The organism is Streptomyces sp. NPDC058701 (assembly GCF_042715295.1).
In the GTDB taxonomy this organism is placed as follows: Bacteria; Actinomycetota; Actinomycetes; order Streptomycetales; family Streptomycetaceae; genus Streptomyces.
Genome location: NZ_JBHXSY010000037.1, coordinates 40,546 through 62,444 on the forward strand (window position 1 = coordinate 40,546; position 21,899 = coordinate 62,444).

The 21,899-nt window shown below is 73.2% G+C and carries 18 protein-coding genes, 1 other RNA gene and 1 pseudogene; 15 read left to right on the plus strand and 5 right to left on the minus strand.

The window, feature by feature from the left end; all coding sequences use genetic code 11:
* Positions 1-136: 136 nt before the first annotated feature.
* Positions 137-1,384: a serine/threonine-protein kinase gene (locus ACFWW8_RS29670; RefSeq protein ID WP_386533437.1), complete on the plus strand. Its 1,248-nt coding sequence runs from the start codon at positions 137-139 to the stop codon at positions 1,382-1,384.
* 48 nt (positions 1,385-1,432) lie between these two features.
* Here ACFWW8_RS29670 and ACFWW8_RS29675 read toward each other — a convergent pair whose 3' ends face one another.
* On the minus strand, positions 1,433-2,434 hold the full coding sequence (locus ACFWW8_RS29675; protein WP_386533440.1) for an isopenicillin N synthase family dioxygenase: 1,002 nt from the start codon (positions 2,432-2,434) through the stop codon (positions 1,433-1,435).
* Between the two features lie 326 nt (positions 2,435-2,760).
* On the opposite strand from ACFWW8_RS29675, the gene prfB reads away from it, so the two are divergent.
* The gene (gene prfB, locus ACFWW8_RS29680) at positions 2,761-3,870 is read left to right on the plus strand and encodes a peptide chain release factor 2 (RefSeq protein ID WP_386533443.1); all 1,110 of its coding nucleotides are present in this window, start codon (positions 2,761-2,763) and stop codon (positions 3,868-3,870) included.
* A 126-nt stretch (positions 3,871-3,996) separates the two neighbouring features.
* Here the strand turns inward: prfB and ACFWW8_RS29685 are convergent, their stop codons facing one another.
* The gene (locus ACFWW8_RS29685) at positions 3,997-4,194 is read right to left on the minus strand and encodes a hypothetical protein (RefSeq protein WP_383927616.1); all 198 of its coding nucleotides are present in this window, start codon (positions 4,192-4,194) and stop codon (positions 3,997-3,999) included.
* A gap of 231 nt (positions 4,195-4,425) precedes the next feature.
* Here ACFWW8_RS29685 and ftsE point away from each other — a divergent pair, with 231 nt between their 5' ends.
* From ftsE to ssrA, 5 genes are all read left to right on the plus strand, one after another.
* Positions 4,426-5,115, plus strand: coding sequence for a cell division ATP-binding protein FtsE (gene ftsE / locus ACFWW8_RS29690; RefSeq protein ID WP_267726349.1), 690 nt, complete (start codon positions 4,426-4,428; stop codon positions 5,113-5,115).
* Between the two features lie 9 nt (positions 5,116-5,124).
* A complete protein-coding gene (gene ftsX / locus ACFWW8_RS29695) occupies positions 5,125-6,093 on the plus strand; it encodes a permease-like cell division protein FtsX (protein WP_386533448.1) in 969 nt (322 codons plus the stop codon).
* A gap of 67 nt (positions 6,094-6,160) precedes the next feature.
* Positions 6,161-7,351: a S41 family peptidase gene (locus tag ACFWW8_RS29700; RefSeq protein WP_386533451.1), complete on the plus strand. Its 1,191-nt coding sequence runs from the start codon at positions 6,161-6,163 to the stop codon at positions 7,349-7,351.
* Positions 7,352-7,369: 18 nt separating this feature from the next.
* Positions 7,370-7,855, plus strand: coding sequence for an SsrA-binding protein SmpB (gene smpB / locus ACFWW8_RS29705; RefSeq protein ID WP_386533453.1), 486 nt, complete (start codon positions 7,370-7,372; stop codon positions 7,853-7,855).
* An 83-nt stretch (positions 7,856-7,938) separates the two neighbouring features.
* Positions 7,939-8,327: a transfer-messenger RNA gene (ssrA, locus tag ACFWW8_RS29710) on the plus strand.
* A gap of 97 nt (positions 8,328-8,424) precedes the next feature.
* Here ssrA and ACFWW8_RS29715 read toward each other — a convergent pair.
* The 3 genes and pseudogenes from ACFWW8_RS29715 to ACFWW8_RS29725 form a co-directional block, all read right to left on the minus strand.
* A pseudogene (locus ACFWW8_RS29715) lies at positions 8,425-8,666 on the minus strand (type II toxin-antitoxin system Phd/YefM family antitoxin).
* Between the two features lie 145 nt (positions 8,667-8,811).
* The gene (locus ACFWW8_RS29720) at positions 8,812-10,026 is read right to left on the minus strand and encodes an SH3 domain-containing protein (RefSeq protein WP_386533456.1); all 1,215 of its coding nucleotides are present in this window, start codon (positions 10,024-10,026) and stop codon (positions 8,812-8,814) included.
* 47 nt (positions 10,027-10,073) lie between these two features.
* The gene (locus tag ACFWW8_RS29725; protein WP_386533498.1) at positions 10,074-11,387 is read right to left on the minus strand and encodes an MFS transporter; all 1,314 of its coding nucleotides are present in this window, start codon (positions 11,385-11,387) and stop codon (positions 10,074-10,076) included.
* A 279-nt stretch (positions 11,388-11,666) separates the two neighbouring features.
* Between ACFWW8_RS29725 and ACFWW8_RS29730 the strand changes: the two genes are divergently transcribed.
* The 8 genes from ACFWW8_RS29730 to ACFWW8_RS29765 all read left to right on the plus strand — a co-directional run bounded on the left by ACFWW8_RS29730 (position 11,667) and on the right by ACFWW8_RS29765 (position 21,728).
* Positions 11,667-12,680: a LysR family transcriptional regulator gene (locus ACFWW8_RS29730; protein ID WP_386533459.1), complete on the plus strand. Its 1,014-nt coding sequence runs from the start codon at positions 11,667-11,669 to the stop codon at positions 12,678-12,680.
* A 54-nt stretch (positions 12,681-12,734) separates the two neighbouring features.
* The gene (locus tag ACFWW8_RS29735) at positions 12,735-14,105 is read left to right on the plus strand and encodes a nitrate/nitrite transporter (protein ID WP_386533462.1); all 1,371 of its coding nucleotides are present in this window, start codon (positions 12,735-12,737) and stop codon (positions 14,103-14,105) included.
* A gap of 135 nt (positions 14,106-14,240) precedes the next feature.
* The gene (locus ACFWW8_RS29740; RefSeq protein WP_386533465.1) at positions 14,241-15,401 is read left to right on the plus strand and encodes a uroporphyrinogen-III synthase; all 1,161 of its coding nucleotides are present in this window, start codon (positions 14,241-14,243) and stop codon (positions 15,399-15,401) included.
* Between the two features lie 148 nt (positions 15,402-15,549).
* Positions 15,550-16,104: a GNAT family N-acetyltransferase gene (locus ACFWW8_RS29745; protein WP_386533468.1), complete on the plus strand. Its 555-nt coding sequence runs from the start codon at positions 15,550-15,552 to the stop codon at positions 16,102-16,104.
* Between the two features lie 115 nt (positions 16,105-16,219).
* Complete coding sequence (locus tag ACFWW8_RS29750) at positions 16,220-16,837, plus strand: CGNR zinc finger domain-containing protein (RefSeq protein WP_386533471.1); 618 nt, start codon at positions 16,220-16,222, stop codon at positions 16,835-16,837.
* A 103-nt stretch (positions 16,838-16,940) separates the two neighbouring features.
* Positions 16,941-19,247: a HelD family protein gene (locus ACFWW8_RS29755; protein WP_386533474.1), complete on the plus strand. Its 2,307-nt coding sequence runs from the start codon at positions 16,941-16,943 to the stop codon at positions 19,245-19,247.
* Positions 19,248-19,712: 465 nt separating this feature from the next.
* The gene (locus ACFWW8_RS29760; RefSeq protein ID WP_386533476.1) at positions 19,713-21,116 is read left to right on the plus strand and encodes an NAD-dependent malic enzyme; all 1,404 of its coding nucleotides are present in this window, start codon (positions 19,713-19,715) and stop codon (positions 21,114-21,116) included.
* Between the two features lie 330 nt (positions 21,117-21,446).
* Entirely contained in the window at positions 21,447-21,728 is a 282-nt protein-coding gene (locus tag ACFWW8_RS29765; RefSeq protein ID WP_007264399.1) for an HU family DNA-binding protein, read from the plus strand.
* The last annotated feature ends 171 nt before the right edge of the window (positions 21,729-21,899 follow it).

Below are 21,899 nucleotides of genomic sequence, written 5' to 3' on the forward strand. Positions count from 1 at the left end.
CGTGGATTTGTCGACTTCTGGGGAGTGATTTAGCCCCCAGAAGCGAAGGTCGCCGCAAATCGGGCCCCCTACTGGCCTCCAACCCCCACCCGGCCGCGTAGCTTTGGTGCGTACGCCAGCCGCTGAGGGAGCAGTCGTGGCACGGAAGATCGGCAGCCGGTACACCGCGCACCAGATCCTGGGGCGCGGCAGCGCGGGCACGGTGTGGCTGGGCGAGGGGCCGGAAGGCCCCGTCGCCGTCAAACTGCTGCGCGAGGACCTCGCGTCCGACCAGGAGCTGGTCGGACGCTTCGTCCAGGAGCGCAGCGCGCTGCTCGGCCTGGAACACCCGCACGTCGTCTCCGTCCGCGACCTCGTCGTGGACGGCAACGACCTCGCCCTCGTCATGGACCTCGTCCGCGGCACCGACCTGCGCACGCGCCTCGACCGCGAGCGCCGGCTCGCCCCCGAGGCGGCCGTGGCGATCGTCGCGGACGTCGCCGACGCACTGGCCGCGGCCCACGCGGCCGGGGTGGTGCACCGGGACGTCAAGCCCGAGAACGTCCTGCTCGACATGCAGGGCCCGCTTGGGCCCGGCGGAGCCCACCCGGCGCTGCTGACCGACTTCGGCGTCGCCAAGCTGATCGACTCCCCGCGGCGGGCCGCCACGGGCCGGGCCTCGGCCCCGACCCGGATCATCGGCACCCCGGACTACCTGGCCCCCGAGATCGTGGAGGGCCTGCCCCCGCGGGCGGCGGTCGACATATACGCCCTGGCCACCGTCCTGTACGAGCTGCTGGCCGGGTTCACCCCGTTCGGCGGCGGCCACCCCGGCGCGGTGCTGCGCCGGCACGTGACCGAGACGGTCGTCCCGCTGCCCGGGATCCCCGACGAGCTGTGGCAGCTGATGGTGCAGTGCCTGGCCAAGGCCCCGGCGTCGCGGCTGCGCGCGTCGGAGCTCTCGGCCCGGCTCCGTGACCTGCTGCCGATGCTGGCCGGGATGCCGCCGCTGGACGTGGACGAGCCGGACGACGCCGGTCCGGGCGAACCGGAGGCCGAGGAGCCGCCGGCCGACCCCGTGCGGCGCCGCGGCGTGGTCCCGCTGGTGCCGGGCTCGGCGACCGACTCCAACCGGGACACGCACACCTCGATGCGGGTACCGGGTCCGGACGAGCTGGCGGGCGGCGCGCTCGGCACCGCCCGCGTCCCGCGCCCCGCCGGCGGCCACCGCCCCGGCGCGGCCCGGCACCGCGCCGAGGCCGCGCGCAAGCGCCGGCTGGTGCTGTCCGCGTCCGCGCTGGCGCTGACCGCCGTGGTGGGGGTCGGCACGTGGCTCGCGCTCTCCGGGGGCGAGGAGACCCCGCCCCCGCAGGACACCAAGAACTCCGGCACCCGCTCGCCGTAGCCGCCCGGGACCGTCTCCGGCGCGCGCCGGGGCCCGGCGCGCCTCCGGTTACGCCGCCACCAGCTCCGGGTGCCAGCGCCGGGCCACCTCCGGGTGCGCGCGGACCCAGCCCTTGAGCTCGTTGCGGCCGTACTCCGCGTGCAGCGGGTTGTCCGCGTCGTGCGCCACCCCGGGCGCCGCGCGCAGGTAGTCGCCCGGGACCGTCTCCACCACCGCGTCCAGCCGCGGGTTGTAGAAGAACGGCACCGAGTACCGCTCCACCGCGCCCGGGGGGCTGACCACCCGGTGGTCGGTCGCCGTCAGGTACCCCTCGGTCGCGATCTCCAGCAGCTCGCCCAGGTTGACCACGAACGCCCCCGGCAGCGGCGGCACGTCGAGGTAGCGGCCGTCGCGGACCACCTGGAGACCGCCGACGGAGTCCTGGAGCAGCAGGGTGAGGAACCCGTAGTCCTTGTGGGCGCCCACGCCCTGGTCGGTGCCGGACGGCGCCGAGCCGGGGTAGCGGATCAGCTTGGTGTGCAGGTGCGGCCGGTCCGCGAACGCCGCGTCGAAGAAGTCGGCCGGGGCGCCGATCGAGGCCAGCAGCTCCCGGAGCAACCGGTGGGCCACCGCCGCCAGCCGCGCCTGCCACTCCAGTACCGCGGTGCGCAGCTCGGGCAGGGCCGCGGGCCACTGGTTCGGCCCCTCCAGCCACAGGTACGCCGGGTCGTCCGGCCCCAGTACCGGCGCGGGCCGCTCGGCGCCCACGTCCAGCTGGTCCCGCCAGTCCGAGGCTCCGCCGGTCAGCTCGGCGCCTATCCGGGTGTAGCCGCGGAAGTGGGGGGAGCGCAGGTTGCTCACGGCGAGCCGGTCGGCCTCCGGGAGGGCGAAGAAGGCCCTGGTCAGCTCCAGGATCCGGGCGGTCTCGGCACCGGTGATGCCGTGCCCGGTCAGGTGCAGGAACCCGGTGTCCCGGGCGGCCGCGTGCAGTTGCTGCAGGAAGGCGGCCCGCTGGGCCGGATCGTCGGCACGGGAGAGGTCCAGGACGGGGAGGGTGTGCGCGGACGGCATGACGGCTCCGTTTCGGATGTCACGGGGGCCTGTTCCCGGGGGTGGCGGGGCCGCGGAGGGGAGGGGTCGCCGGCAGGGGTGGCGCCGGGACCGCGAGGGGCCGCGTACAGGACCCAAGTCGGATCGGGGTGGATCAGGCTCGGTGCGGGTCCGGCGGCTGACAGCCCGTCGTCGTGACGCGCATGTGGTCCACATGTCGCCGTTTGACGAGGCGCGTGACGAAGAGAACGGTCATAACGTGAGCGTACGCCCGTGCGCCCCGCCACCAGTACGGGTGATTCGGCCTGCCCGGACGGCGGCCTCCGGGGACCGGCTACGCTGGACCCGTGGCAGTCGTCGATGTTTCCGAAGAGCTGAAGTCCCTCTCCTCGACCATGGGGTCGATCGAGGCCGTCCTGGACCTCGACAAGCTGAGGGCAGATATCGCCGTGCTCGAGGAGCAGGCCGCCGCGCCGTCCCTCTGGGACGACCCGGAGGCCGCTCAGAAGATCACGAGCAAGCTTTCGCACCTCCAGGCCGAGGTCCGCAAGACCGAGACCCTGCGCGGGCGCATCGATGACCTCGCGGTCCTCTTCGAGCTCGCCCAGGAGATGGACGACGCGGACACCCTCGCCGAGGCCGAGGCCGAGCTGATCTCCGTCCGCAAGGCGCTGGACGAGATGGAGGTCCGCACCCTCCTCTCCGGCGAGTACGCCGAGCGCGAGGCCCTGGTCAACATCCGCGCCGAGGCCGGCGGCGTCGACGCCTCCGACTTCGCCGAGCGCCTCCAGCGCATGTACCTGCGCTGGGCCGAGCGGCACGGCTACCCGACCGAGATCTACGAGACCTCCTACGCGGAGGAGGCCGGCATCAAGTCGACCACCTTCGTCGTCAAGGCCCCGTACGCCTACGGCACGCTCTCCGTCGAGCAGGGCACCCACCGCCTCGTGCGGATCTCGCCCTTCGACAACCAGGGCCGCCGCCAGACCTCCTTCGCGGGCGTCGAGGTGCTGCCGGTCGTCGAGTCCAGCGACCACGTCGAGATCGACGAGGGCGAGCTGCGCGTCGATGTGTACCGCGCCTCGGGCCCCGGCGGTCAGGGCGTCAACACCACCGACTCGGCCGTGCGCATCACGCACCTCCCGACCGGCATCGTCGTCTCCTGCCAGAACGAGCGCTCGCAGATCCAGAACAAGGCCAGCGCCATGAACGTCCTCCAGGCCAAGCTGCTGGAGCGGCGCCGCCAGGAGGAGAAGGACAAGATGGACGCCCTGAAGGACGGGGGCAGCTCCTGGGGCAACCAGATGCGCTCCTACGTCCTTCACCCGTACCAGATGGTCAAGGACCTGCGGACGGAGTTCGAGGTCGGCAACCCGCAGGCGGTCCTCGACGGCGAGATCGACGGCTTCCTGGAGGCCGGGATCCGCTGGCGCAAGCAGCAGGAGCAGGCCGCCTAGAGCTGTCCGGTCCGGCGGCCCTACGGGCTCCCGGACCGGAGAAGGGCCCGGACACCTGCAGGTGTCCGGGCCCTTCGTCCTGCCGGGATGATCGGTACGCGGCGCGGCAGCGCCGGCGTCCGCCCGCTACGCGGTCTGCTGGACCACGAGGGCCAGCGCCGCCACGAGGACCACCATGAGCGCGATCAGCGTCACGGGGTTCAGGCCGGAGAAGGGGCCCTCCTGCTCCCGCTGGAGGCGCTCCCGGTTCGCCCGGCACACCGGGCAGCGGCCCTGGCTGACGGGTGCGGCGCAGTTCGCGCACACGAGCCGGTCATATGTCATGCGCTCCTCCTCTCGCCCTGGGTTCCGCTGGGTACAACGGCGGTGGGAACCGGTCCGTTCCCCCTACCACTGTGCCAGCTTCACCGGCATTCGGCGCGGCCCCCCGGGCAGTCCCGGTCGGGACCCCTACGGACCCGGGGATAAAACGGGCAACTCCGGAGGCCGGGTCCACACCCCGCGCCCGTTCGCGTATGGTCACGCACACCTACTCCCGGCGACCGTGGTGCATCCGTGATCCGATTCGACAGCGTTTCCAAGTCCTACCCGAAGCAGAACCGCCCCGCACTCAGAGATGTCTCCCTGGACATCGCGAAGGGCGAGTTCGTCTTCCTGGTCGGCTCCTCCGGCTCCGGCAAGTCCACCTTCCTGCGGCTGATCCTGCGCGAGGAGCGGGCGAGCCACGGCCAGGTGCACGTCCTCGGCAAGGACCTCGCCAAGCTCTCCAACTGGAAGGTCCCGCAGATGCGGCGCCAGCTGGGGACCGTCTTCCAGGACTTCCGCCTGCTGCCCAACAAGACGGTGGCCGAGAACGTCGCCTTCGCGCAGGAGGTCATCGGCAAGCCCCGGGGCGAGATCCGCAAGGCGGTCCCGCAGGTGCTGGAGCTGGTGGGCCTCGGCGGCAAGGAGCAGCGGATGCCCGGCGAGCTCTCCGGTGGTGAGCAGCAGCGCGTGGCGATCGCCCGCGCCTTCGTCAACCGACCCGCCCTGCTGATCGCGGACGAGCCCACGGGCAACCTCGACCCGCAGACCTCCGTCGGCATCATGAAGCTGCTGGACCGGATCAACCGGACCGGCACCACCGTGATCATGGCGACGCACGACCAGCAGATCGTCGACCAGATGCGCAAGCGCGTCATCGAACTCGAACAGGGCCGTCTCGTACGCGACCAGTCGCGCGGCGTCTACGGCTACCAGCACTGAAAGGACGCCATGCGCGCCCAGTTCGTCATGTCGGAGATCGGCGTCGGCCTCCGTCGCAATCTCACCATGACCTTCGCGGTCATCATCTCCGTGGCCCTGTCGCTGGCCCTGTTCGGTGGCTCCCTGCTCATGCGCGAGCAGGTCAGCAAGATGAAGGGCTACTGGTACGACAAGGCCAACGTCTCGATCTACCTCTGCAACAAGCAGGACGCGGAGGAAGCCAGTGAGGCGACGACCAAGCCGGACGGCGCGGTCACGCAGGCCGCGGGCGTCGCCACCTGCCGCAAGGGCGCGGTGACGGCCGACCAGAAGAAGCAGATCGAGACCGAGCTCAAGCAGATGGACCTGGTGAAGTCCGTCGCGTACGAGTCGGCCGACGACGCCTACAAGCACTACCAGGAGCAGTACGGGCACACCGCGCTCGCCTCCTCCATCACCCCGGACCAGATGCAGGAGTCGTTCCGGGTCAAGCTCAAGAACCCGGAGAAGTACAAGGTCGTCACCTCCGCCTTCGCCGGGCGGGACGGCATCCACACCGTCGACGACCAGCGCCAGGCCATCGACGTCCTGTTCAAGATCCTCAACTACGTCAACATCGCGGCCCTCGGCATCATGCTGATCATGCTGGTCGTGGCACTGCTGCTGATCGTCAACACGGTGCGCGTCTCCGCGTTCAGCCGGAGGCGGGAAACCGGGATCATGCGGCTGGTGGGCGCCTCCAGCTTCTACATCCAGGTCCCGTTCATCATGGAGGCGGCCGTCGCGGGCCTCATCGGCGCGGTCATCGCCTGCCTGATGCTCGTCTCCGGGCAGTACTTCGTGATCGACCACGGCTTCGAGCTGCGGACCAAGATCCAGATCATCGACTTCATGGGCTGGAGCTCGGTGATCGCAAAGCTCCCGTACGTGCTGTTCATCGGCCTCCTGATGCCCTCGATGGCCGCCTTCCTCGCGTTGCGCAAGTACCTGAAGGTGTGACAAGCGCCCCGCGAGCGGTCCGGTCAACCATCCGTAGCGGCGCGGGGCTTGTCCTAGACTCGGCGCCATGCCGGCTCTGCCCGCCCTCTGTCTCCGGCCCCGCGACCTGCGTCGCGGGGCCGTCCTGACGTTGGCCTTCCTCGCGTCCGTCGGCGCCGCCGCGAGCACCGGCTGCTGGGACCGCGAGGAGCCCGGTGCCCCGGCCGTCCTCGCGGCCGGCGCCACCGCCCCGGAGCCCGCCGCGCCGCCCCGCGCGAGCGGCACCGCCGACCGGGAGGCCGTCGCCCGGGCCGCGGCCGAGGCCGTCGCCGAGGGCAAGTCCGGCAAGAAGGCCGCCCAGGAGGTCGTCAGCCGCAGCGGCGACCGCTGGGGCACCGTCTACGACCGGCGCGAGTACGCGGCCTTCGCCGAGGGCCTCGACGGCCGCTGGACCGGCGTCGGGCTCTGGACGGAACGCCGCCCGGACGGCCTGATCGAGGTCGACAAGGTCCAGCCCGACAGTCCCGCGGCCCGGGCCGGCCTGCGCGCCGGCGACCGGCTGCTGAGCGTCGACGGGCGCGCCGTCACCGGCCTCGCCGCGAACGACGTGACCGCCCTGCTGCGCGGCGAGGAGGGCACCCCCGTCGTCCTCGGCCTCAGCCGCGGCGGCGCCGACCTCACCGAGACCGTCCGCCGCGAACAGCTGCGCACCGAACCGGTGACCGTACGCCGGCTGCCCGGCGGGATCACCGTCATCAAGGTCGCCTCCTTCACCCGCGGTTCCGGCGAGCGGGTGCGGGCCGCCGTCCACGCGGCCCCGGCGGGCGCCGGGGTCATGCTCGACCTGCGCGGCAACCCGGGCGGTCTGGTCGCCGAGGCGGTGACGGCGGCCTCCGCCTTCCTGGACGGCGGGCTGGTGGCCACCTACGACGTGCGGGGCGAGGAGCGCGCCCTGTACGCGGCCCCCGGCGGCGACACGGCCCGGCCACTGGTGGCCCTGGTCGACGGCGGCACGATGAGCGCGGCCGAACTGCTGACGGGCGCCCTCCAGGACCGCGGCCGGGCGGTGGCCGTCGGCAGCCGGACCTTCGGCAAGGGCTCGGTGCAGATGCCGACCGCGCTCCCGGACGGTTCGGTGGCGGAGCTGACGGTGGGCACGTACCGCACCCCGGCGGGCCGCAGCCTCGACGGCGCCGGCATCACCCCGGACCTCACGGCGGGCGACGGGACCGAGGAACGGGCCGCCACGGTATTGGGTGGCCTCGGGGTGGGTCCGTAGTGCGAAAATGACCGCACTATGGCTAAGGAAAAAGGGCGCAAGCTGATCGCCCAGAACAAGAAGGCGCACCACGACTACACGATCCTCGACACCTACGAGTGCGGTCTCGTGCTCACGGGCACCGAGGTCAAGTCCCTGCGCCAGGGCCGGGCCTCGCTGGTCGACGGCTTCGTGACGATGGAGAGCAACGAGGCGTGGCTCTACAACGTCCACGTGCCGGAGTACAGCCAGGGCACCTGGACGAACCACAGCGCCCGGCGCAAGCGCAAGCTCCTCATGCACCGCGAGGAGATCGACAAGCTGGAGCGGAAGGCGCAGGAGTCGGGGCACACGATCGTGCCGCTCGCCCTCTACTTCAAGGACGGCCGGGCCAAGATCGAGATCGCGCTGGCCAAGGGCAAGAAGGAGTACGACAAGCGGCAGACGCTCCGCGAGAAGCAGGACACGCGCGAGACGAACCGGGCGATCTCGGCCGTACGGCGCAAGCAGCGGGGCACGGTTTAATCGCCTGGCACGCGGTGGTCCACTTCGCGTAGGATGGCGTCAGCGCCTCCCGCTCGCGGTGGGGCACGTTGATAAAAAAACATGGGGATGATCGGTTTCGACAGCGGATGTCGATGCAGGGGAAGCGAGCCGAGGAAGCGGCAATGATCTCGCTAACCACATGTCGCAAACAATAATCGCCAACACCAAGAGCGATAACTCCCGCTTCACCCTCGCTGCCTAATAACAGTGAGCTGAAGCCTCTGTGAGGAGCGTCAGCCCGGAAGTGGTCCCGGTCCGGATCCTGGCGTCAACTAGGGATCTAAACCTCTAGCCCCGGTCGCGGGGGTTGGAGGGAAATCAAACAGTGACTGAGCCCGTCGGAGACTCGTCCGTGTGATCTCCGGGGCTGAGAAAAGCGCAGCGGACTGCGCTCGGAGAAGCCCTGCTTCTGCACCGTTGGACGCGGGTTCGATTCCCGCCATCTCCACCACCCCATGTGAAAAGACCCCCTGACCTGCGAGAACTTCGCCAGGTCAGGGGGTTTTCTCGTGCTGCGGGTCAGTAGTCGTAGCGCGCCTTGAGGATCTTCACTTCTTTGGCGTCCGCCCGGTACGTGCGTCGCGGTCGCGGGCGACGGCTTCCATGAGCCGCCGGGCGTTGGCGGGGGAGCGAAGGAGGTAGACGGTTCCTGCCACGCGTCGTAGTCGGCCGCGGACATGAGGACGGCGTCGCCGTTCCCGGAGGTGATGCGCACCGGATCGTGGTCGGTGTTACCGCGCTCGATCAGCGAGAAGAGCGTGGCGCGGGCTTCGCCGGCGCTTACGGACATGGCACCCACCTCACTCCCCGTCGCACGGGCCTGTTCTACGGAACCGGTAGGGGGAATCCCTGAAACTCTTGCCCCCGCGGCACGGACGAAGGCCCCGCAGTCTCGGGGCTGCGGGGCCTTCGTCAGGGGGTGCGGCGGGGGGCTGTCAGCAGACCGGCACCTTGTTGAGGTTCTTCGCGTAGCGGGCGGCGATCCAGCCGCGGCCGTCGGCGAGCTTGTACCAGATCGCGTTTCCGTCGACGGTCTGGCCGTTGACCTTGCACTGGACGGCGACGACGTCGCCGGTCAGGGCCTTGCCCTTCTTCGCGTACCCGGTGCCCGGGCCGGAGTGGATGCCGAGGCCCTTGCCGGGGGAGACGATGCGGGCCTTCGGCTGCGGGGTCTCGTGGTGGCCGCCGCACTTCTTGCAGGTACCGGGCTGGCCGGGCTTCCCGGGCTGGCCGGAGTCGCCCTTCGGCCCCTGGGGGCCCTGGGGTCCCTGCGGGCCGCGGTCGCCCTTCGGGCCCTTCGGGCCCTTCGGTCCCTGGGGGCCCTGCGTCCCGATCGGGCCGCGGTCGCCCCGGTCACCCTTGCCGCCCTTGGTGCCCTTGGGGCCGGCCGGGCCGCGGTCGCCGCGCGGGCCCCGGTCGCCGCGGTCGCCCCGGTCGCCCTTGTCACCCTTGGGGCCGCCGGACGGGCCCTGTTCCCCGCGGGGTCCCTCGGGTCCCCGGGGTCCGGCGGGGCCGGTCGCGCCGGTGTCGCCGCGGTCTCCCCGGTCGCCGCGGTCGCCCTTCTCTCCCCTGTCGCCCTTCTCGCCCTGGGGGCCGGGGCGGCCCGGCTTGCCGTGGTGGCCGGGCTTCCCGTCGTGGCCGGGCCTGCCGTCGTCGCCCTTCGGGCCGGTCACGGGGGTCGAGACGCCGAACAGGGCCGACTCGCCGGTGCCGGTGGCCCATTCGCCGCCGTCCAGCGTCGTGCCCTCGGGGGCGTCCGCGTCCACCCGCAGCGCGACCCCCAGCTGCGTCCGCGCGTCGCGGGGGAAGGCGAAGCCGGCGCGGGTGCCGGCCTCGCAGGTCAGCAGCCGGGCGTCCGACGAGCGGGTGCACGGGGCGGCCGCGCGCTGGCCGTTCCAGTAGAAGCGGGCTTCCGGGAAGGTCGTACGAGCCGGGGCGGTGATGCGGAACGTGCCGCTGGTGACCGGCTCCGCACCGCTGACGGCGGCGATGACGACGCGGCCCGTACGGCCCGGGGCGATCGAGGGCAGGTACGGCTGGGAGAAGCGGAGGCCGGCCGAGTCGGCCAGGGCCGGGACGGCGGGCACCAGACAGGTCGCGGTGACGGCCGCGACGATCAGGGCAGCGGGTACGGAACGGGAAGAAGGCACGGGGAAGTTCCTCCGCAAAGGGAAGGGCGCTGGGGAGACACCCCCAGTTATGTCCGATCCCGGCCGGAAGCGGTGCGTACCACGCGGGAGCGATCACTCGCCCGCCGCATGAATCCGCCGGACGCCGCCGCCGGGAGGGCGAGCGCGGCCGCCGCCGCGGGCAGCAGGTAGGCCGTGGTGGTCCCGAGGTGGTCCACGAGCAGGCCGGCCGAGGCCGAGCCCGCGGCGATGCCCGTGAGGATGGCGGTGACCGCGAGGGTCATGCCCTCGTTGAGGCGGCCCTCGGGGGTACGGGTGTGGACCTCGGACATCGCGGTGACCATCGTCGGGGCCGTGGCCATCCCGGCCAGCAGGAGCGCGGCCGCCAGGGCGGGCAGGGAACCGGCGGCGGCCGCGGCCCAGGGGAGGGCCATCAGGGCGGCCATCGCGGCCAGGCAGAACGGCAGGCCGCGGGGGCGCAGGGTGCCGTAGACCAGGCCGGCCGCGCAGGAGCCCGCCGCCTGGAGGGCCAGGACCGGACCGGAGGCGGCGCCCAGCCCGTGCGCGGCGAGGTGCGCGATCGAGGCGACCTCCATCGAGCCGAAGACCACGCCCGTGGCCAGGAAGACGGGCAGGAGCGGGCCCAGCGCGCGCAGCGGGGACGCGCCGCCCCGCGGCGCGGCGGACACCGGGGGTTCCGTGGCCCGCCGGGAGGTGAACACCAGCATCCCGGCCAGGAGCAAGGCCGCGGCCGTGAGGGTGCCCGCCTCGGGGAAGACGGAGGTGCACAGCACGGCCGCGAGGACCGGGCCGAGCATGAAGCACAGTTCGTCGGCGGCCTGTTCGAAGGACATCGCCGTGTGGTGCGCGGCCGGGGAGCCGCGCAGCAGGTGGGTCCAGCGGGCGCGTGACATGCCGCCGATGTTCGGGGTGGTGGCGGTCGCGGCGTACGCGGCGAAGAGGGTCCAGGCCGGAGCGTCGAGGCGGACGCAGGCGACCAGGGAGAGGGAGCCCAGGACGGCGATCAGAGCCGCGGGGAGCGCGATCCTGGCCTGGCCGTGCCGGTCGACCAGGCGGGCCGTCCAGGGTGCGACCAGGGCCGTGGCGGCCAGGCCGGTGGCGGTGACCGCCCCGGCGAGGGCGTACGAGCCGCGCTGACCGGCGATCATCATGACCGCGCTGACTCCGAACATGCCCATCGGGAGCCGTGCGAGCAGGTTCCCGGCGGTGAAGGCGCGGGTCCCGGGGAGGTCGAACAGCCGGCGGTACGGGCCGTGGGCGCGAGCCCGCCGGACGCGGGCCGGGGCCCGGCCGGAAGCCCGGCCCGGGGCGGCGGGGGCGGCCGGGGCGGCGATGACGAGCGTGGAGCCGGTGACGGTCATCCGCGGCGCACGGGCGCCAGATCCGGCGCCGCCCGCGGCCCGGGCGGACGCGGAGAAGCCGGGGGCCGTGGAACGGACGGGCGCGGAAGGGGCCGGGGCGGTACGGGGGGAGGCGGTACGGGCCGGGGCGGTACGGGCCGAGGCGGTACGGGCGGTCGGGGCGGAGGCGGGGCGGGTGGGCGCGGTGGGCATGGTCACAGCCTCGGGTCCGGTCCCGGCCCTGGTCCAACACCTGTTCAGGACCCATTCACGCCCCTGCGTTGTTAGTCTCCGGGGGTGATGCCCCGCGATGTGGAACCCCGGCTGCTGCGCGGCTTCGTCGCCTGCGCGGAGGAGCTGCACTTCACCCGCGCCGCCGCCCGCCTGTACGTCGCCCAGCAGGCCCTCAGCCGGGACGTCCGGCGGCTCGAACGGGACCTGGGCGCGGCCCTGTTCGTTCGGACCACCCGGCAGGTGGAGCTGACGCCCGACGGGGAGCGGCTGCTGCCGCTGGCCCGCCGCGTGCTGCGCGCGCACGAGGAGCTGGCCGCGGCCTTCGGCGGGGGCGGCGAGCCCCGCGCGCTCCTGGTCGACGTGAACACCGACGGGCCCGGCACCGGCCGCACCGTCCTGGAACGGGCCCGCGAACTCGCCCCGGAATGCGAGCTGATGGCCCGCTTCGAGAGCGGGCTGACCCATGCCGCCGCCGAGATCGCGGCCGGGCGGCTCGACGTCTCGTTCGGGTACGCCGACGGGCTCGGCCCGGCGCTGCGGGCCCGCCTCGAACGGTGCCCCGTACGGTACGAACCGCTCGCCGTGCTGCTGCCCGAGCGCCACGCCCTGGCCGGCCTGGGGGCCGTACCGCTGGACGGGCTGGCCGGGGAGTCCGTGTACGCCGGCGCCGGGAACCCGCGGACCCTGGAGTGGACGGCGCTGGCCCGCGAGCTGTTCGCCGGCCGGGGCATCGAGGTGGCGCCGCCCGCGCCGGTCGCCATGGGCAAGGAGGAGTTCGGGCGGGTCATGGCCAAGACCGGCAATCCGGTGCTGGTCGCGGTGGACTTCCCCGACATGCCCGGCTGCGTGAAGCGGCCGCTGACCGGGCCGGTGCCGCTGTCGCCGCTGTCGATGGTGTGGCGCACGGGCTTTCGCCACCCCGGGCTCGACGCCCTGCGCACCGCGGCCGCCGGTCTGGCCGCCGAGCGGGGGTGGCTGGTACCGCCTCCCGGCAGCTGGACCCCGGGCGGCTCACACCCGGCCCCCGGGGCGGGTGAGAGCAAGGTATCCCCGCGGTCATCGGGCGGGGACCGGGGCTGAAACGCGCCGTTCCTACCGTCGTCACCACGGACGCGACAGCTGTGGAGGCGTGTGATGACCGGTACGACCGCACCGCGCAAGGGGGGCCGCTGGATCGAGCGGTGGGACCCCGAGGACGAGGTCTTCTGGCAGGAGTCGGGGGAGCGGATCGCCCGCCGCAACCTCCTGTACTCGGTACTGTCCGAGCACATCGGCTTCTCCATCTGGTCCCTGTGGTCCGTGATGGTGCTCTTCATGGGCCCCGGGTACGGGATCGACCCCGCGGGGAAGTTCTTCCTCATCGCGACCGCCACCTTCGTCGGGGCCCTGGTGCGGGTGCCGTACACCTTCGCCGTCGCCCGGTTCGGCGGCCGGAACTGGACCGTCGTCAGCGCCCTGCTGCTGCTCGCGCCGACCGCGGCCGCGCTGGTCGTGATGGAGCCGGGGACCTCGTACGGCACGTTCCTGCTGGTGGCGGCCCTGACGGGGGTGGGCGGCGGGAACTTCGCCTCGTCGATGACCAACATCAACGCCTTCTTCCCGCTGCGCAGGAAGGGCTGGGCGCTCGGGCTCAACGCGGGCGGCGGCAACATCGGCGTCCCCGTCGTGCAGCTCGCGGCGCTGCTGGTGATCGCCACCGCCGGTGCCGGGCACCCGAGGCTGCTGCTCGCCGCCTACCTCCCGCTGATCGTTGCGGCGGCCGTGCTGGCCCTGCTGCGGATGGACAACCTGGCGCCGGTGCGCAACGACACCGGCGCGGTGCGGGAGGCGGTGCGCGAGCCCCACACCTGGATCATGGCGTTCCTGTACATCGGCACCTTCGGGTCCTTCATCGGGTACAGCTTCGCCTTCGGGCTGGTCCTGCAGACGCAGTTCGGCCGGACCCCGCTCCAGGCAGCGTCGCTGACCTTCATCGGGCCGCTGCTCGGTTCGCTGATCCGGCCGGTGGGCGGGGCGCTCGCCGACCGCTTCGGCGGGGCCCGGATCACGCTGGTCACCTTCGTGGCCATGGCGGCGGCGACCGGGGTCGTCGTCCTCGCCTCGGTGCGGGAGTCGCTGGCGGTCTTCCTGGTCGGGTTCGTCGCGCTGTTCGTCCTCAGCGGGCTCGGCAACGGCTCGACGTACAAGATGATCCCGGGGATCTTCCAGGCCAAGGCGCTGGCCCGGGGCATGGAGGGCGAGGCCGCGGCGGCGTACGGACGACGGCTGTCGGGGGCTTCCATGGGACTGATCGGCGCGGTCGGGGCGCTCGGCGGGCTCGGCATCAACCTGGTGTTCCGGCAGGCGTTCACCGCCTCCGGGTCCGGGACGGCCGCCTTCGTGACCTTCCTCGGGTTCTACGCCGTGTGCTGCGCGGTGACCTGGGCGGTATACCTTCGCCGGCCGGTCCCGGTGATCGTCGCGGAGCCGGGCGCGGCGGCGAAGCCGCAGCTCACCTCGGTGTAACGCCGGTTAACGGCCGCGAAATACGACGGAACCGAGCCTGACACGCCGTGCGTGCAGGCTCGGTTCCGCGCCCGCGCCCGCTTCCCCCACCGCTTCCCGCGGCGCGATACCGACCCACTGGGCAAGGCAGGTCACATGTACGAGCACAGGCAGCACACCGGTCCGGGCCCCCTCTCGGGCTTCACCGTCGGAGTCACCGCGGCCCGGCGCGCCGACGAGCTGATCGCTCTGCTGCGCCGCCGCGGGGCCGCCGTCCTGCACGCGCCCGCACTGCGGATCGTGCCGCTGGCCGACGACAGCGAGCTGCTCGCCGCCACCAAGGAGCTGATCGCCGCCGCCCCCGACGTGGTGGTCGCCACGACCGCCATCGGGTTCCGCGGCTGGATCGAGGCCGCCGACGGGTGGGGGATCGGCGAGGAGCTGCTGGAACGGCTGCGCCGGAGCGAACTGCTCGCGCGCGGGCCGAAGGTCAAGGGCTCCATCCGGGCCGCCGGGCTCGTGGAGACCTGGTCGCCGGAGTCGGAGTCGCTGGCCGAGGTGCTGGAGCGGCTGCTGGCGGCGGGCGTGGCCGGCCGGCGGATCGCGCTCCAGCTGCACGGCGAGCCGCTGCCCGGCTTCGTGGAGTCGCTGCGGGCGGGCGGCGCGGAGGTGGTCGTCGTCCCGGTGTACCGGTGGATGGAGCCGGAGGACCTCGCGCCGCTGGACCGGCTGCTCGACGCGGTGGCCGGCGGCTCGGTGGACGCGGTCAGCTTCACCTCGGCGCCCGCGGCGGCCTCCCTGCTGTCCCGGGCGGCGGAGCGCGGCGTACGGGAACCCGTGCTCGCGGCGCTGCGGGGCCCGGTGCTCTCCGCGTGCGTCGGGCCGGTCACCGCGCTGCCGCTCCAGGCACACGGGGTGGACACGGTACAGCCGGAACGCTTCCGGCTGGGACCCCTGGTGCAGCTGCTCTGCCAGGAACTGCCGGGACGGGCCCGGGTCCTGCCGGTGGCCGGACACCGGCTGGAGGTGCGCGGGCACGCGGTGCTGCTGGACGCGGAGCTGCGGCCCGTACAGCCGGCCGGGATGGCGCTGCTGCGGGCGCTCGCGCGGCGGCCGGGCTGGGTGGTGTCGCGGGCGGACCTGCTGCGGGCGCTGCCGGGCGCCGGAAGCGACGAGCACGCCGTGGAGACGGCGATGGCCCGTCTCAGGGTGGCGCTGGGGTCGCCGAAGCTGATCCAGACCGTGGTCAAGCGGGGGTACCGGCTGTCGCTGGACGCGGGCGGGGACCTCAAGTACGCGGACCCGCACCGGGAATGACGCCCGACGGCGCTCCGCGGACGCGGCCGGTTCCCGTCGCCCTGGGGTCCGCGCGCTCTGGGGTCCGCGCATCATCGGGTCCGCGCGTCACGGCGTCTGCGCATCCTCGGTCTGGGCAGGGTCCGCGGTCGTCGGCTAGCGTGCCGGGATGATCGTTGACGGAGTCGGGATGAGGCTGCTGGAGCCCGGGGACGCGGCCGGTCTCGCCGACGTGCTGGCCCGCAACCGGGCGTACATGGCCCCCTTCGAGCCGTCCCGGCCCGAGGCCTTCTACACGGAGGCCGGACAGCGGGCCCGCATCGCGGGCGTGCTCGCCGAGCGGGACGCGGGCCGCATCGTCCCGTACGTGTTCGTCGAGACGGCGACCGGCGCGGTCGTCGGTTCGATCAACCTCGGCAACATCGTGCTGGGGCCGCTGCGCAGCGGCGGCGTCGGCTATTGGGTGGACCGCGCGTGGAACGGCCGCGGGCTGGCGACCGCCGGGGTCGAGGAGGTCTGCCGGGCCGCCCGCGACGAGGTGGGCCTGCACCGGGTCGAGGCCGGGACCCTCGTCGACAACGCGGCCTCGCAGCGGGTCCTGGCGAAGGCCGGCTTCGAGCAGTACGGGCTCGCCCCGCGCTACCTCCACATCAACGGCGCCTGGCGCGACCACTGCCTGTTCCAGCGGATCCTGCACGGGGACCCGCCGCCCGCCGGCGGCTGACGGGCGCCCGGGCGGCACGTCCCGGTCCGCACGGGGGGTTCCGCCCCGCCCCGCCCGCGGGCACTCTGGGAGGAGCGACGGCGGCCGGGCTCCGGCGGGCGAGGCGGTGACGGGGATGTGGTTCGACTCCGGGAGGCTCTGCCTCGACCTGGTGGCCACGCGCGCGCCCCACGAGGGGCTCGCCGACGGCGACGACCTGCGGCTGTGGCTCGTCGGGGCCGGGCTGGTGCCCGACCGGACGCCGCTGGCCCGGCTCGGGCCCGACTGGGTCGCCGCCTTCCGGGACCTGCGCGGCGACGTGGAGGCCCTCGTACGGGCGGAGCCGCGCCCGGCCGCCGACCCGCCGGCCGGCACGGCGCACGCCTCCGCCCCGCACGCCCCCGACCCGACCGCCGGTACGGCGCGGGCGCTCGGCCGGGTCAACGCGCTGGCCGCCGGACCACCCCCGGGCCTGTGCGCGGTACGGGACCAGGAGGGACACCTCGTACGGCAGTTGTGCGGGGGCGTCGGATGCGGCGCGCTGCTCGCCGCCGTCGCCCGGGACGCCGTCGAGCTGCTGACCGATCCCGGCGACCTGGCGCTCTTGCGGACCTGCGAGGGGGAGGGCTGCACCCGGGTCTACCTGGACACCTCCCGGGGCCACCGGCGCCGCTGGTGCTCCAGCGAGCTGTGCGGCAACCGCGAGCGCGTCGCCCGGCACCGCCGGCGGGTCCTGGCGGCAGGGCCCCGGTAGGCGGCGTACCGGCCCGCGAGACCGGTTCCGGAACGGGCATGCGGACAGGCCGCGGATTCGCGTACGGTTGACGGTCGCCCATGCACGTCAGAAGGGGGCCTTGGTGGCCGCGCAGAATGCCGCTGTCGACAGCACGGCGGATTCCGTCCGCGATCGGGAGATCGGGGTCGAGCAGACGCATCTCGACCAGGTGTACCGACGCCTTGAAGAGAAGATCCACGAGGCCGAGTTCCTGATGAACGACGCCGCGAAGCGGGGCCAGGTCGGGACGCCCGGCGCCCTCGCCGAGCGCGACGCGCAGGTCTTCCGGGCGGGTATCCACCTCAACCGGCTCAACAACGAGTTCGAGGACTTCCTGTTCGGCCGCATCGACCTCGTCCTCGGCAAGGACGGGGAGCGCGGGCCGGACGGCGCGTTCACCTCCGTCGAGCCGGCGGACGACGCGATCCGCGAGGACCTCACGGCCGACATCGCCGAGACGCTGCACATCGGCCGGATCGGGGTCCTGGACTCCGACTACGCGCCGCTGGTCATCGACTGGCGCGCGCCGGCCGCCGCGCCGTTCTACCGCTCCACGCCCAAGGAGCCCGGCCGCGTCGTGCGCCGGCGCGTCATCCGCTCCAAGGGCCGCAAGGTGCTGGGCGTGGAGGACGACCTGATGCGCCCGGAGGTCACCGCCTCCCTGGACGGCCGGGAGCTGCCCGCCATCGGCGACGGCGCCCTGATGGCCGCCCTCGGGCGGGCCCGCACCCACTCGATGCGGGACATCGTCTCCTCCATCCAGGCCGAGCAGGACCTGGTCATCCGGGCGCCCGCCGCGTCCGTGGCCGAGGTCGCGGGCGGACCGGGCACCGGCAAGACCGCCGTCGCCCTGCACCGCGCCGCCTACCTGCTCTACCAGGACCGGCGCCGCTACTCCGGCGGCATCCTCATCGTCTCCCCGACGCCGCTGCTCGTCGCGTACACCGAGGGCGTCCTGCCCTCCCTCGGCGAGGAGGGCCAGGTCGCCATCCGCGCGCTCGGCTCCCTGGTCGACGGCGCCGAGGCGACCACGTACGACGACCCGGCCACGGCCCGGATCAAGGGCTCCTCCCGGATGCTCAAGGTGCTGCGCAAGGCCGTGCGGGGCGCCCTGGAGCTCGGGAACGCGCCCGACCGGCTGCGCGTGGTGGCCTTCGGGCGCCGCCAGGAGCTGGAGTCCGCCGAGCTCGACCGCATCCGGCAGAACGCGCTCAGCGGCACCGCGCCCGTCAACCTGCTGCGGCCGCGCGCCCGCAAGCTGCTGCTCGACGCGCTGTACGCGAAGTCCGGCGGCTCCGGCCGGCACAGCGACCCGGAGCTGGCCGCCGAGCTGCGCTCCGCCTTCGACGAGGACGTCTCCACCGAGGACGCCTTCATCGGCTTCCTGAACGCCTGGTGGCCCGAGCTGACCCCGCGCGCCGTGCTCGCCTCCATGGCCGACGAGCGCCGGCTCGGCCGCTGGTCGCGCCGGGACCTGTCCCCGCGCGAGGCCCGTCAGCTGGCCCGCTCGCTGCGCCGGCTCGGCCCCGACGGCACGGGCCCCCTGTCGGTGCACGACGTGGCCCTGCTGGACGAGATCCAGCTGCTCCTCGGCGCGCCCGCCCGGCCCAAGCGCCGGCGCGAGATGGACCCGCTGGACCAGCTCAGCGGGCTGGAGGAGCTGATGCCGACCCGCGAGGAGACCCAGTGGGAGCGGGCCGAGCGGCTCGCGGCGGAGCGCACCGAGTACGCGCACGTCATCGTGGACGAGGCCCAGGACCTGACGCCCATGCAGTGGCGGATGGTGGGCCGCCGCGGCCGGATGGGGACCTGGACGGTGGTCGGCGACCCCGCGCAGTCCTCCTGGACGGACCCGGAGGAGGCGGCCGCCGCCCGGGACGAGGCCCTGGGCAGCCGCCCGCGCCGCCGGTTCACCCTCACCGTGAACTACCGCAACCCGGCCGAGGTGGCCGAGGTGGCCTCCCGGGTGCTGCGCCGGGCGATGCCGGGGATGGAGCCGCCGACCGCGGTGCGCTCCACCGGCCTGGAGCCCCGCTTCACGGCCGCCGGGACGGACCTGGGGGCCGCCGTACGGGAGGAGACCCGCCGGCTGCTGGAGCAGGTGGACGGCACCGTGGGCGTGGTCGTGGCCATGGACCGGCGCGCGGAGGCCGCGGGCTGGCTCGCGGACCTCGGCGGCCGGGCCGTCGCGCTGGGCAGCCTGGAGGCCAAGGGGCTGGAGTACGACGCCACGGTGGTGGTCTCCCCGGCGGAGATCGCGGACGAGTCCCCGGCGGGCCTGCGGGTGCTGTACGTGGCGCTGACGCGCGCGACCCAGCAGCTCACGGTGGTCTCCGCGGAACGCGACCGGCCCGACGCGGACGGGGTCCCGGAGCTGCTGCTGCCGTAGCCGCCGGGGGCGTACCGCCGGATGGTCGGCAGCCGGGAGCGTGGTGTCCGAAATCCACCCCCGGGAGGGGGCTCGCTTCCGGCGATCCTTTGTTAGCCTGGAGACGGCACCGACTCGATCCAAGCCCCCGGGCCCAACCTTCGTCGCTTAGAGCGACCACTTGCCGCGAGGCGAGCATGGCGGGTCGGTGTCATAGACGTCAGCAGTAACCCGCAGTACCCGAAGTAGGCGATACCCCAGGTCCGCGCCCTCCACTGAGTGGAGGGCGCGGACCTGTTTTGTATCAATCCACCATTCCGCACGCCCCAACTCTCTCGTATGGTGGAAGTGTCTTTCCGAAATTTGTAGCTGGTTACCTTGTACCGGCAGGTAGGTGGGACGATCGGACAACAGGTCCTGCCACGCCCGCCGTGCGCGGGGCTCTGTGTGTACAGCGAAAACCAGGGACAGAAGAGGAACACGGCCATGGCAACGGCGCCCAGCGTCTCGTATTCGATGACGGTCCGCCTGGAAGTGCCCGCGAGCGGAACCGCGGTCTCCCAGCTCACCACCGCCGTGGAGTCCTCCGGCGGCTCGGTCACCGGCCTCGATGTGACCGCCTCCGGCCATGAGAAGCTCCGGATCGACGTCACCATCGCCGCGACGTCCACCGCGCACGCGGACGAGATCGTCGAGAAGCTGCGCGGCATCGAGGGGGTGAGCCTCGGCAAGGTCTCCGACCGGACCTTCCTGATGCACCTCGGCGGCAAGATCGAGATGGCGTCCAAGCACCCCATCCGCAACCGCGACGACCTCTCGATGATCTACACCCCGGGCGTGGCCCGCGTGTGCATGGCGATCGCCGAGAACCCCGAGGACGCGCGCCGCCTCACCATCAAGCGCAACTCCGTCGCAGTCGTGACGGACGGCTCCGCCGTCCTGGGCCTCGGCAACATCGGCCCGATGGCCGCGCTGCCCGTCATGGAGGGCAAGGCCGCCCTCTTCAAGCGCTTCGCCGGCATCGACGCCTGGCCGATCTGCCTCGACACCCAGGACACCGACGAGATCGTCGCGATCGTCAAGGCGATCGCCCCGGGCTTCGCCGGCATCAACCTGGAGGACATCTCCGCGCCGCGCTGCTTCGAGATCGAGGCACGGCTGCGCGAGGCCCTCGACATCCCCGTCTTCCACGACGACCAGCACGGCACCGCGATCGTGGTGCTCGCCGCGCTCACCAACGCGCTGCGCGTGGTCGGCAAAGCGGTCGGCGACGTCAAGGTCGTCATGTCCGGTGCCGGCGCGGCCGGTACGGCCATCCTGAAGCTGCTGCTCGCGGCGGGTGTGAAGAACGCGGTGAGCGCCGACATCCACGGCGTCGTGCACGCGGGCCGCCCCGACCTCGTCGACGCGGCCGCCGACTCCCCGCTGCGCTGGATCGCCGACAACACCAACCCCGAGGGCTACACGGGCACCTTGAAGGAGGCCGTGGTCGGAGCCGACGTCTTCATCGGCGTCTCGGCCCCGAACGTGCTCTCCGGCGACGACGTGGCCGCCATGGCCGAGGGCGCCATCGTGTTCGCTCTCGCGAACCCGGACCCCGAGGTGGACCCGGCGATCGCCCGTCAGACGGCCGCCGTCGTGGCCACCGGCCGCTCCGACTTCCCGAACCAGATCAACAACGTGCTGGTCTTCCCGGGCGTCTTCCGCGGCCTGCTGGACGCTCAGTCCCGCACCGTGAACACGGACATGATGCTGGCCGCCGCGGCCGCGCTGGCGGACGTCGTCGGCGAGGACGAGCTGAACGCGAACTACATCATCCCGTCGGTCTTCAACGACAAGGTCGCGGGCGCGGTCGCCGGAGCCGTCCGCAAGGCCGCCTCGGGGTCCTGACGGTCCCTGTGAGCACCCTCACGCCCCCCGGTTCCGGCGCGTCGCGGGATGCGGCCCCGGCGGGCCGCCTCTAGGGTTGCGGGGATGCCCGTGTGGTCCGCGGTCCGCATCGACCGAAGGCGGACGGAGCGTCACCGCCGCGTGACTGTGGCGCTTTTCGTGTGACCCCGGCGGGTGCCGGATTGGCTTTCCCGCCGCTGGTGGGGGCAGGATGCGTAACCGGGCGAGAGGGTCTGACGTTCAGACCCGGGTCCGGGGACTGTCCGAGGGCCCTGGCAGCATCGGCTTCGATCTCACGCCTCTAAGGCACGTTGAACACGGGAGTACAACATGAACCGCAGTGAGCTGGTGGCCGCTCTGTCCGAGCGCGCCGAGGTGACCCGCAAGGACGCCGACGCCGTTCTGGCCGCGCTCGCCGAGACCGTCGGCGAGATCGTCGCCAAGGGCGACGAGAAGGTCACCATCCCCGGCTTCCTGACCTTCGAGCGCACCCACCGTGCCGCTCGCACCGCGCGCAACCCGCAGACCGGCGACCCCATCCAGATCCCGGCCGGCTACAGCGTGAAGGTCTCCGCGGGCTCCAAGCTCAAGGAAGCCGCCAAGGGCAAGTAGTTCCGCCCTTGTGCCGAGGGCCGCACCGGCCCCCGGGACGGCAGCGTGACAGCAGGAACGCCGAAGGGCGGCCACCCCGTACGGGGTGGCCGCCCTTCGGCGCGTGCGGGGCCGTCCGCCGCCGCCGCGGGGCGCCACGGCTGCCGCGCGGGCCGTGGGGGCCCCGTACGC

Excerpts from the sequence above, each read along its gene's own strand:
- ACFWW8_RS29740 (WP_386533465.1), top strand. The coding sequence starts at position 14,241 with ATGTACGAGCACAGGCAGCACACCGGTCCGGGCCCCCTCTCGGGCTTC.
- ACFWW8_RS29685 (WP_383927616.1), bottom strand. The coding sequence starts at position 4,194 with ATGACATATGACCGGCTCGTGTGCGCGAACTGCGCCGCACCCGTCAGC.
- ACFWW8_RS29730 (WP_386533459.1), top strand. The coding sequence starts at position 11,667 with ATGCCCCGCGATGTGGAACCCCGGCTGCTGCGCGGCTTCGTCGCCTGC.
- smpB (WP_386533453.1), top strand. The coding sequence starts at position 7,370 with ATGGCTAAGGAAAAAGGGCGCAAGCTGATCGCCCAGAACAAGAAGGCG.
- ACFWW8_RS29745 (WP_386533468.1), top strand. The coding sequence starts at position 15,550 with ATGATCGTTGACGGAGTCGGGATGAGGCTGCTGGAGCCCGGGGACGCG.
- ACFWW8_RS29760 (WP_386533476.1), top strand. The coding sequence starts at position 19,713 with ATGGCAACGGCGCCCAGCGTCTCGTATTCGATGACGGTCCGCCTGGAA.
- ACFWW8_RS29700 (WP_386533451.1), top strand. The coding sequence starts at position 6,161 with ATGCCGGCTCTGCCCGCCCTCTGTCTCCGGCCCCGCGACCTGCGTCGC.
- ACFWW8_RS29765 (WP_007264399.1), top strand. The coding sequence starts at position 21,447 with ATGAACCGCAGTGAGCTGGTGGCCGCTCTGTCCGAGCGCGCCGAGGTG.
- ACFWW8_RS29735 (WP_386533462.1), top strand. The coding sequence starts at position 12,735 with ATGACCGGTACGACCGCACCGCGCAAGGGGGGCCGCTGGATCGAGCGG.
- ACFWW8_RS29725 (WP_386533498.1), bottom strand. The coding sequence starts at position 11,387 with ATGACCGTCACCGGCTCCACGCTCGTCATCGCCGCCCCGGCCGCCCCC.
- ACFWW8_RS29675 (WP_386533440.1), bottom strand. The coding sequence starts at position 2,434 with ATGCCGTCCGCGCACACCCTCCCCGTCCTGGACCTCTCCCGTGCCGAC.
- ftsX (WP_386533448.1), top strand. The coding sequence starts at position 5,125 with ATGCGCGCCCAGTTCGTCATGTCGGAGATCGGCGTCGGCCTCCGTCGC.
- ACFWW8_RS29750 (WP_386533471.1), top strand. The coding sequence starts at position 16,220 with ATGTGGTTCGACTCCGGGAGGCTCTGCCTCGACCTGGTGGCCACGCGC.